The organism is Arhodomonas sp. KWT2 (assembly GCF_041949875.1).
Lineage (GTDB): Bacteria > Pseudomonadota > Gammaproteobacteria > Nitrococcales > Nitrococcaceae > Arhodomonas > Arhodomonas aquaeolei.
The window spans coordinates 1-1108 of the sequence record NZ_JBHFPQ010000052.1; the positions used below are offsets into that span (position 1 = coordinate 1).

Here is a 1108-nt window from a genome sequence, read left to right on the forward strand (position 1 = left end):
TACTAACCTTAAAGAAAGTAAAGCCATGATGTGTTAGGTTTTGCATCATGAGATGCAAACGCTCCAACGATGGCCGCACAATTGACAAGGCGGCGATGCACGCGCTGCGAATGCAGGCGATCAAAGCGGTGCGCGGTGGGCGCACGGTGGCGGATGTTGCCGAGGCGTTCGGATTCAACGAGCGCACGGTGTTCAAGTGGCTGGCGCGCTACAACGACGGCGGCCAGAAAGCGCTGCAGTCGAAGGGCAAATCTGGCCGGCCGAGCAAGCTCACCGACGAGGAGATGCGCTGGCTTGCGCGGGCGGTGCGCGACGAGACGCCGCAGCAGATGAAGCTGCCCTACGCGCTGTGGACGTTGTCGTTGATCCAGGAGCTGATCCGGCAGCGCCTGGGCAAGTCGCTGACACTGCCGTCGGTGAGCAAGGCGATGAAGACGCTCGGATTCTCGGCGCAGAAACCCCTCTACGAGGCCTGGCAGAAGAATCCGGAGCTGGTGCAGGAGTGGCAGACGCACACCTACCCCGAAATCCGCCGGCAAGCCAAGGCGGCCGGGGCGACGATCTATTTTGCTGACGAGTCGGGGCTGCGCTCCGATTACCATGCCGGTACGACTTGGGCGCCGGTCGGTGAAACGCCTGTCGTCGAAGTCACCGGGCGGCGGTTCTCGGTGAACATGCTCTCGGCGGTCGGCCCTCGGGGTGAGCTACGGTTCATGGTCCACGAGGGCAACGTGAACGCGAAAGTCTTCCGCGAGTTCCTCCGGCGGCTGCTCGCCGGTGCCCATAAGCCCGTGTACGTCATCGTCGACGGCCATCCAGCCCACAAGGCCAAACTGGTCAAGGACTTCGTGGCTTCGACCAACGGCATGCTGAAGTTGTTCTTCCTGCCGCCGTACGCTCCCCACCTCAATCCCGACGAGCAGGTCTGGGCACACGTCAAGCGTGATGTCAGTTGCCGCGGGGTCGAGAACATCGAGCAAATGAAGCGCATGGCCATCGCCGCGCTCAGGCGCATCCAGAAACTCCCGCGGCTGGTGCGCTCATTCTTCCAACAGCCCGAATGTCAGTACGCCAAAGCATGACTTTACTTTTTTAAAGGTTAGTAGTT

1 protein-coding gene is annotated in these 1108 nt (G+C 61.3%); it reads left to right on the plus strand.

Annotated elements, in window-relative coordinates; genetic code table 11:
• The first annotated feature begins 47 nt into the window (after positions 1 to 47).
• A complete protein-coding gene (locus ACEZHJ_RS17510) occupies positions 48 to 1082 on the plus strand; it encodes an IS630 family transposase (RefSeq protein ID WP_163143708.1) in 1035 nt (344 codons plus the stop codon).
• Positions 1083 to 1108 lie beyond the last annotated feature (26 nt).

What these genes read in the sequence shown, in the direction of transcription:
- ACEZHJ_RS17510 (WP_163143708.1), top strand. Translation starts at nt 48, where the DNA reads ATGAGATGCAAACGCTCCAACGATGGCCGCACAATTGACAAGGCGGCG.